Annotated in this window: 8 protein-coding genes and 1 pseudogene; 2 read left to right on the forward strand and 7 right to left on the reverse strand. The window is 66.2% G+C overall.

From position 1 onward, the window contains the following. The 7 genes and pseudogenes from AOZ49_RS17860 to rpsB all read right to left on the reverse strand — a co-directional run. Positions 1 to 273: pseudogene (locus AOZ49_RS17860) on the reverse strand (hypothetical protein); the annotation flags it as partial. Beyond that, positions 270 to 1,127, reverse strand: a complete 858-nt coding sequence (locus AOZ49_RS17865) for a phosphatidate cytidylyltransferase (protein WP_054431135.1) — start codon at positions 1,125 to 1,127, stop codon at positions 270 to 272. The gene AOZ49_RS17865 and the pseudogene AOZ49_RS17860, both read right to left, overlap by 4 nt. A gap of 64 nt (positions 1,128 to 1,191) precedes the next feature. After that, positions 1,192 to 1,956, reverse strand: a complete 765-nt coding sequence (uppS, locus tag AOZ49_RS17870; protein ID WP_054431134.1) for a polyprenyl diphosphate synthase — start codon at positions 1,954 to 1,956, stop codon at positions 1,192 to 1,194. 166 nt (positions 1,957 to 2,122) lie between these two features. Further along, a complete protein-coding gene (gene frr, locus AOZ49_RS17875) occupies positions 2,123 to 2,683 on the reverse strand; it encodes a ribosome recycling factor (protein ID WP_054431133.1) in 561 nt (186 codons plus the stop codon). A gap of 15 nt (positions 2,684 to 2,698) precedes the next feature. After that, on the reverse strand, positions 2,699 to 3,415 hold the full coding sequence (gene pyrH / locus AOZ49_RS17880) for a UMP kinase (RefSeq protein WP_054476903.1): 717 nt from the start codon (positions 3,413 to 3,415) through the stop codon (positions 2,699 to 2,701). A 97-nt stretch (positions 3,416 to 3,512) separates the two neighbouring features. After that, on the reverse strand, positions 3,513 to 4,391 hold the full coding sequence (tsf, locus tag AOZ49_RS17885) for a translation elongation factor Ts (protein WP_006394494.1): 879 nt from the start codon (positions 4,389 to 4,391) through the stop codon (positions 3,513 to 3,515). A 181-nt stretch (positions 4,392 to 4,572) separates the two neighbouring features. Next, the gene (gene rpsB / locus AOZ49_RS17890) at positions 4,573 to 5,322 is read right to left on the reverse strand and encodes a 30S ribosomal protein S2 (protein WP_054476904.1); all 750 of its coding nucleotides are present in this window, start codon (positions 5,320 to 5,322) and stop codon (positions 4,573 to 4,575) included. A gap of 826 nt (positions 5,323 to 6,148) precedes the next feature. On the opposite strand from rpsB, the gene map reads away from it, so the two are divergent. Both map and AOZ49_RS17900 read left to right on the forward strand, forming a co-directional pair. Beyond that, positions 6,149 to 6,970, forward strand: coding sequence for a type I methionyl aminopeptidase (gene map, locus AOZ49_RS17895; protein WP_054476906.1), 822 nt, complete (start codon positions 6,149 to 6,151; stop codon positions 6,968 to 6,970). Positions 6,971 to 6,989: 19 nt separating this feature from the next. Next, positions 6,990 to 9,223 (forward strand): [protein-PII] uridylyltransferase (locus AOZ49_RS17900; RefSeq protein ID WP_054476928.1); only part of this gene is annotated, 2,234 nt, incomplete at its 3' end.

Below are 9,223 nucleotides of genomic sequence, written 5' to 3' on the forward strand. Positions count from 1 at the left end.
GGTGGTGGTGCCCGACGCCCGGGCGCGCGACAAGTTCGTGGCGGCCTGGCCGGCCGGCCAGGCCGCCACGAACTTGTCGCGCGCCCGGGCGTCGGGCACCACCACCACCGCGGCGCGGCTGGCCAGCGCCTGCTCGGCCAGCCGTTCCATGCGGCTGTAGGCGGACAGGGCATACACCGCCAGGCGGTCCGGATGGCGCGCGATCACGTCCAGCGTGCTCTCGCCAATCGAGCCGGTCGATCCCAGCACCACGACGCGTTGAAAAGCCGTCAAAACAACACTCCAGACAAGATTAGCGCCAACGGCGCGACCGGCAGGATCGCGTCGATACGGTCATAGACCCCGCCGTGGCCCGGCAGCAGCGCGCTGGAATCCTTGCGGCCCGCGCGGCGCTTGAGCAACGACTCGAACAGGTCGCCGATGATGGACAACACCCCCAGCAGCGCCGCGATCGGCAGCGCCAGCCAGAACGACCAGTGCGCCACCAGCGCGTGGCCGAACGTGCCTTCCCACAAACTCGACAGGCCGATCCAGATGACCGCGCCCAGCACGCCGGCGACCGCGCCGGCCACGGTCTTGCCGGGGCTGACCCGCGGCGCCAGTTTACGCTTGCCGAACGCGCGGCCGGCGAAATAGGCGGCAATGTCGGCGACCCACACCAGGGCCAGCAACGACACCACGAAGGCGGCGCCGCGCGCCATGAACATCTGCGCCAGCACCGCCCAGGCGGTGAACGCGGCCGGCACCGAAAACAGCGACCACGCCAGGCTTGCCGGCGCGGCGTCGGAACGGCCGCGCACCACCGCGGCGGTGGCGCCGAACAGCCACACCGCGGCGACCAGCGGCGCGGCGTAGCGCAGGATCCAGGACGGATCCGCGATGCCATCGCGCTGGCCCGACAGCCAGGCCGACGCCAGGGCCAGCATGGCCGCGAACAACAGGACGGGAATGCCCGCGGCGATCACGGGCGACGGCGGCTGCGGCAGCGTCAGGCGCAGCCACTCCCAATTGGCGCAGGCGGCCGCCAGCGCCAGCAGCGCCACGAACCACCAGGGATTGGCGCTCATCATCGCGGCCGCCAGGACGGCGAGCAGGACGATGGCGGTAACGATACGCTGGCCCAACATGGTGACGATCTCCTCGGGTCGGCCCACAGCCGCCGCGCGCGGGGCGCGGCGAGCCGCGGCCGGACTATTTTTCGCCGGTTTCGGTGAGCTGGGCGCTGGTGCGGCCGAAGCGGCGCTCGCGCGTCCGGTACCAGTCGAACGCCTGGCGCAGCTCGTCGGCGCCGAAATCCGGCCAGTAACGGTCGGTGAAGTAGAACTCCGCGTACGCCATCTGCCAGATCAGGAAATTGGAAATGCGCTGCTCGCCGCCGGTGCGGATGAACAGGTCGGGCTCGGGGGCCCAGGACATGGAAAGATGCCGCGCCAGCCGCGCCTCGTCGACCAGTTGCGGCTGCGTCGCCAGGGCGGGTTCGGCCGCCAGCATGGCGCGGGTGGCCTGCAGGATGTCCCAGCGGCCGCCATAGTTGGCCGCCACCGTGAGGTGCAGGCGATCATTGTGGGCGGTGCGGGCCTGCGCGGCGAAGATCAGTTCCTGCAGGCGCGGCTCGAACGCGGACAGGTCGCCGATGACGTGCAGGCGCACGCCCTGCTCTTCCAGCTTGCCGACTTCGCGCTCCAGCGCCTGCACGAACAGGCGCATCAGCAGCGACACTTCCTCGGCGGGCCGGCGCCAGTTCTCGGAACTGAAGGCGAACAGCGTCAGGTAACGCACGCCCGCCCGGCCGCAGGCCTCGACCACGCGGCGCACCGCCTGCACACCCTTGGCATGTCCGGCCGTGCGCGGCAACAGCCGCCGCGTCGCCCATCTGCCGTTGCCATCCATGATGATGGCCACGTGCTCCGGGATGTCGCGGGTATCGGGAACCGCCTGGGTAGAACTGGTTGCCATGGGTCTGGGGAGCGCCGTCGACCGGCGTAAAACAGGGAATACGGGGAAAAACCCGCGCCGTCGATCCACCGCTGCGTCAGTGTGCTGCGAAGCAATGGATAGGACGGCGCGAAGGCAAAAATCCTGGCGCCGGGGCGGCTTGCTGCCCGCTCCGGCTCTGCAAGGATTATACGGTCATGATTTCCGCTTCTTTTTGCGTGACCATCTTGTCGATGTCGGCCACGTTGCGGTCCGTCAGCTTCTGGACGTCGTCCTGGGCGCGACGCTCGTCGTCCTCGGAGATTTCCTTGTCCTTGACCAGCTTCTTGAGCGTGTCGTTGGCTTCGCGACGCAGGTTGCGCACGGCCACCTTGGCATCCTCGCCTTCGCTGCGCACGACCTTGGTCAGGTCGCGGCGACGCTCTTCGGTCAGCGCCGGCATCGGCACGCGGATGCTGTCGCCCATCGACATGGGATTCAGGCCCAGGTCCGATTCGCGAATGGCCTTCTCGATCGCGGCGGCCATGCTCTTTTCGTAGGGCTGGACGCTGATGGTGCGCGCGTCGATCAGGTTCACGTTGCCGACCTGGCTGATCGGCACGGGCGAACCGTAGTACTCGACCTGCACGTGGTCCAGGATGCCGGTGTGGGCGCGGCCCGTGCGGATCTTGGCCAGGTTGGTCTTGAGCGTGTCAAGCGACTTGGCCATCCTGGCTTCGGCGGATTTGCGGATTTCTGCGACGCTCATGGATATTCCTTTTCTTTAAACGTGTACCAACGTGCCTTCGTCTTCGCCGCTGACGACGCGCTTGAGCGCGCCCGACTTATTGATCGAAAACACCTTGATCGGCAGCTTCTGGTCGCGGCACAGCGCGAACGCCGTGGCGTCCATGACTTCCAGGCGGCGGACGATGGCCTCGTCGAAGCTGATGCGCGCATAGCGCGTGGCGGAAGGATCCTTGTTGGGATCCGCGCTGTAGATGCCGTCGACCTTGGTGGCCTTCAGCACGATCTCCGCACCGATCTCGGCGCCACGCAGGGCGGCCGCGGTATCGGTCGTGAAGAACGGGTTGCCGGTGCCCGCGGCGAAGATGACGACCTTGCCTTCTTCGAGGTAACGCAGGGCCTTGGGGCGGATGTACGGTTCGACGACCTGGTCGATGTTCAGGGCCGATTGCACGCGGGTGTCGACACCCTTGTGCTTGAGCGCGTCCTGCAGGGCAAGCGCGTTCATGATGGTGGCCATCATGCCCATGTAGTCGGCGGTGGCGCGGTCCATGCCCTGCGCACCCGGGGCGACGCCACGGAAGATGTTGCCACCGCCGATGACGATGGCCAGCTCGACGCCGGTGGCGGCGACTTCGGCGATCTCATCGGTCATGCGGACGATGGTGGCGCGATTGATGCCGAATGCATCATCGCCCATCAGCGCCTCGCCGGAAAGTTTGAGAAGAACCCGTTTGTATGATCTGCTGCTCATAGGTGATATCCCGAAGAACAATCCGACGAAAGTTTAAGACAAGAAATAGGCCGGACTAGAAAATATCTAGCGCCGGCCTGTAAGGACTACCCTGAGATCAGGCGCGGCCGGCGGCGGCGGCGGCAACCTCAGCGGCGAAGTCGCTGGTCTTCTTCTCGATACCTTCGCCGACGACGAACAGCACGAACTTGGTGATCGAGGCGCCCTTGGCCTTGAGCATCTGTTCGACCGTGTTCTTGTCGTCCTTGACGAACGGTTGCGACATCAGCGTCACTTCCTTCAGGAACTTCTGCACCGAGCCTTCGACCATCTTGGCGACGATTTCAGCCGGCTTGCCCGATTCGGCGGCCTTCTGTTCGGCGACCGAGCGTTCGGCGGCGATGTCGGCCGGGTTCACGCCGTCGGCGTTCAGGGCCTTCGGCTTGGTCGCGGCGATGTGCATCGCCAGGTCCTTGCCCACTTCCTCGGCGCCGGCGTATTCCACCAGCACGCCGATCTTGCCGCCGTGCACGTAGCTGGCCAGCGCGTTCGGGGTCTGGATGCGCTCGAAGCGGCGGATCGAGATGTTTTCGCCGATCTTGCCGATCAGGGCGGTACGGGTCGATTCGATGGTGCCTTCACCGTAGGGCAGCGCCGACAGGGCGGCCACATCGGCGGGGTTCTGCGTGGCGACCAGCTCGGCCAGCTTGTTGACGAAAGCGACGAAGTCGTCGTTCTTGGCAACGAAGTCGGTTTCGCAGTTCACTTCGATGACGGCGCCTTGCTTGGCGTCGGCCGAGATGAACAGGCCGATCAGGCCTTCGGCGGTGACGCGGGCGGCAGCCTTGCTGGCCTTGTTGCCCAGCTTGACGCGCAGGATTTCTTCAGCGCGGGCCAGGTCGCCTTCGGCTTCCGTCAGGGCCTTCTTGCACTCCATCATGGGCGCATCGGTCTTCTCGCGCAGTTCCTTGACCAGGGCGGCGGTAATTTCAGCCATGTTAGCTCCAAATTTTGCTAAGACATGCCCCGGCGGGCCGGGGCATTGGTGTGATTCAATGAGACGTCCGCAAGCTGCGGATGAGGAAGATGGGAGCCCACCTTCGCACTGCCGGCGAGGCGGGGGCACGCCGCATTCCGCGACCGCCCCCAGACACTAACCGCCGGACATGACAGCAGGCTTAGGCCTGGTTGTCCTGCACTTCGACGAACTCTTCCTGACCTTCACCGATTTCTTCGACCAGACCGTTCAGGTTCTGTTCGCGGCCTTCCAGCACGGCGTCGGCGATGCCCTTGGCGTACAGCGCGATGGCCTTGGCCGAGTCGTCGTTGCCGGGGATCACGTAGTCGATGCCGTCGGGCGAGTGGTTGGTGTCAACCACGGCGACCACGGGGATGCCCAGGGTCTTGGCTTCGGCGATGGCGATCTTGTGGTAGCCGACGTCGATCACGAACATGGCATCGGGCAGGCCGTTCATGTCCTTGATGCCGCCGATCGACTTGTTCAGCTTGTCCAGTTCGCGTTGGAACAGCAGGCCTTCCTTCTTGATCATGCGCTCGGCGCCGCCTTCGGCGACCACGGCTTCCATGTCCTTCAGGCGCTTGACCGAGGTCTTGACCGTCTTGAAGTTGGTCAGCATGCCGCCGAGCCAGCGGGCGTCGACGAAGGGCATGCCGCAACGGGCGGCTTCGGAAGCGACCAGCTCGCGGGCAGCGCGCTTGGTGCCGACGAACAGGATGTTGCCACCGCGAGCAGCCAGCTGCTTCACGAACTTGGTGGCTTCCTGGTACTTATCAACCGTCTTTTCCAGGTTGATGATGTGAATCTTGTTGCGATGGCCGAAGATGAAGGGGGCCATCTTGGGGTTCCAGTAGCGGGTCTGGTGACCAAAGTGGACACCCGCTTCCAGCATTTCGCGCATCAAAGACATAACTTTCTCCAAGGGTTGATTTCTTGCGCCGCACCTGCATCAGCCTCTGGCTGACACCCTGGGTGGTGTTGCGCGCGATTTCCCGCACATGCGGGATAGATAACGATTTTAACCGGGCCGGCCGATCACTGCCGCAATACTCCGACGCTGCCGGGCGATTTGCCCCTCGCGCCTCTTGCTACGCTGCCGCGATAAACCCAGACGGCCGCCACGACGAAGCGCCTTGCCCTGCCTGCACGCATCGCGCCGTCCGACCCGCCAGGAAATTCCTGGCAGTTTCTTCCAGCGCACCCGGACCTGTTTTGTTGGCAGCGAAATCCAGCTCTCTCGCGCCCTGGTTTCGCAACCATCGCGCGCATCAGTCGCCGGGGGCATTTCTTCAGGAAAGACAGGTTTTAAAAAAACCGGGTTTTCCAAGAACTTAAGCCGGCAGCCGCCTTGAACCTGCATCGCTGCTCGAAAACATGACCGGGCTTGCGAGCACGCAGCGCCCCAGCCTGGAAGATGTACACGCCCCAACCTTCCCGGCCCGCCGCCCTCGCCCACCTGCCGCGCCGCCCCGCCTCCCGGAACCTGGCGACCGGCCCGAATTCCCACCACAACCTTCGCTTGCGATGAAACTCCAGAACCCGCCACCGATTTCACAAGATACGGTGCGACCCGACACGCAGGGTCGAACAACCAACCGGGTGGCCAGGATGATTCCATCCCCACCCGCCGGGATCGGCGCTTGCCGCTACCCAGATTGCTCCCCAAAATTTTAGGGAAGCCTATAATTCTACTATTCTTTCAAGCAGACATTCAAGCGAGATCCGTCAGTCATTCCATGGGCACCATTACCAATCCGGCCGACCTGGCCAAGATGCGCGCGGCCTGCCAGGACGCCGCCAAAGTCCTCGATTTCATCACCCCCTACGTCAAGCCTGGCGTCACCACCGGGGAACTGGACCGCCTCTGCCTGGAATACCTGACCGACGAGCTCAAGGTGCAGTCCGCCACCGTCGGCTACGCCCCGCCCGGCTACCCGCCCTTCCCCGGCGCCATCTGCACCTCGGTCAACCACCAGGTCTGCCACGGCATCCCCGGCGACAAGGCCCTGAAAAACGGGGACTCCCTCAATATCGACGTCACCATCATCAAGGACGGCTGGTTCGGCGACACCAGCCGCATGTATCCGGTGGGCGAGCAGTCGATCCTGTCGCGCCGCCTGACCGACATCACCTTCGAGTGCATGTGGAAAGGCATCCAGCAGGTCAAAAACGGGGCCACATTGGGCGATATCGGCAACGCCATCCAGAAGCACGCCGAGGCCAATGGCTTTTCGGTGGCGCGCGAATTCTGCGGCCACGGCATCGGCCAGCGCTTCCACGAAGACCCGCAGGTGCTGCACTACGGCAAGCCGGGCACCGGCGTGAAATTGGTGACGGGTATGTTGTTCACCATCGAGCCGATGATCAACGCCGGCCGCCGCGAGATCCGCCAGCTGTCCGACGGCTGGACGGTCGTGACGCGCGACCACAGCCTGTCGGCCCAATGGGAGCATGCTGTCTGCGTCACCGACACCGGCTACGAGGTCCTGACCCTGTCGCCCGGCATGCCCAAGCCGCCCGCCTTCATCACCGAACCGATCGTCATCCCCGCCGTCTGACCGCCGGCCGCCCGCCACCATGACCGCCGACATCCTCAGCACCCTGCGCGAACGCATCCAGGAATCCCGGCGGGCCGCGGTGGCCCAGTTCCGCGAGCACGAACGCCCCGACACGCTGCTGGGCGAACTGCGCCGCATCGTCGACGCGGCGCTGCGCGACCTGGTCAAGCACTATCCCCTGCCGGCCGGCGCCACGCTGGCGGCGGTGGGCGGCTACGGCCGCGGCGAACTGTACCCGCACTCCGACGTCGACCTGCTGATCCTGCTGCCGCACGCCCCCACCGCCGAGGACGAGTCCGCCATCGAGCAGCTGGTCGCCTCGCTCTGGGACCTGGGCCTGGAGCCCGGCCACAGCGTGCGCACCATCGAGGACTGCGAGCGCGAGGCCGACGCCGACATCACGGTGGAAACCGCGCTGCTTGAATCGCGCTGGCTGGCCGGCAGCCGCACGCTGATGAAGAAGTTCGAGGCCGCCACCCAGTCGCGGCTGGACGCGCGCGCGTTCTTCCGCGCCAAGCGCGTCGAGATGCAGCAGCGCCACGCGCGCTACCAGGACACGCCCTACGCGCTCGAACCCAATTGCAAGGAATCGCCCGGCGGCCTGCGCGACCTGCAGGTGATCCTGTGGATGGCGCGCGCGGCCGGCTTCGGCGAGAACTGGCGCGCGGTGGCGCAGGCAGGCCTGCTGACCCCGTCCGAGGCGCGCGACCTGCGCAAGGCCGAACAGGCCTTCAAGCGCCTGCGCATCGAGCTGCACCTGCTGGCCCGGCGCCGCGAAGACCGCGTGCTGTTCGACCTGCAGCCGGCCCTGGCCGAGGTCTACCGCATCCACGCCACCGCCACGCGGCGCGGCAGCGAGCTGCTGATGCAACGCTACTACTGGGCCGCGCGCCTGGTGACGCAGCTCAACGGCATCCTGGTGCAGAACATCGAGGAACGCCTGTTCCCGCGCCCCGACAGCGACGCGCACGACATCGACGACGATTTCCGCAACCTGCGCGACCGTCTCGACATCATCCGCGACGACGGCTTCGAGCGGAACCCCACGCTGCTGCTGCGCGCCTTCCTGGTGATGCAGCAGCATCCCGAACTGACCGGCATGTCGGCGCGCACGCTGCGCGCCATCTGGCACTCGCGCCATCGCATCGACGCGCAGTTCCGCCGCAACCCGGTCAACCGCAAGCTGTTCCTGCAGATCCTGCAGCAGCCGCGCGGCATCGTGCACGAGCTGCGCCGCATGACCATGCTGAACATCCTGCCGCGCTACCTGCCGGTGTTCCGCCGCATCGTCGGCCAGATGCAGCACGACCCGTTCCACGCCTATACGGTGGACCAGCACACGCTGGCGGTGGTGCGCAACCTGCGCCGCTTCACCATGCCCGAGCATGCCCAGGAGTATCCGCTGGCCAGCCAGCTGATCGCCGGCCTGGACCGGCACTGGCTGTTGTACGTGGCGGCGCTGTTCCACGACATCGCCAAGGGCCGCGGCGGCGACCACTCCGAGCTGGGCGCGCGCGAGGTGCGCAAGTTCGCCCACGACCACGGCATGGAGCCGGAAGACGCCAGGCTGGTCGAATTCCTGGTGCGCCAGCACCTGCTGATGTCGGCCGTGGCGCAAAAGCGCGACCTGTCCGACCCCGCCGTGATCCAGGACTTCGCCGCCACGGTCAAGGACGAGCGTCACCTGACCGCGCTCTACCTGCTGACCGTGGCCGACATCCGCGGCACCAGCCCCAAGGTCTGGAACGCCTGGAAAGGCAAGCTGCTCGAGGACCTGTACAAGCTGACGCTGGCGGCGCTGGGCGGCGCCCACGCCGACGCCCACACCGTGCTGACCGAACGCCGCGAGGAGGCCGCGCGCCTGACCCGCCTGGCCGGCCTGCGCGACGACGCCCGCGAGGCGTTCTGGAACCAGCTCGACGTGGCCTATTTCCTGCGCCACGACGCCTCCGACATCGCCTGGCACACGCGTCACCTGTATCACCAGGTGGCGCCGGCCCACGCGGTGGTGCGGGCCCGCCCCACCGAACAGGGCGAAGGCCTGCAGATCATGGTCTACACGCGCGACGTGCCCGACCTGTTCGTGGCCATCTGCGGCTACTTCGACGCCAAGTCGCTGTCGGTGCAAGACGCCCGCATCCACACCACGCGCCACGGCTGGGCGCTGGACAGCTTCATCGTGCTGCTGCCCGAGGGCGCCAGCGACCTGCGCGCGCAGGCCACGCTGGTCGAACACGAGCTGGCCGAACGCCT

The sequence above is a fragment of the Achromobacter sp. 2789STDY5608615 genome, assembly GCF_001298995.1.
GTDB lineage: Bacteria > Pseudomonadota > Gammaproteobacteria > Burkholderiales > Burkholderiaceae_B > Achromobacter > Achromobacter insuavis.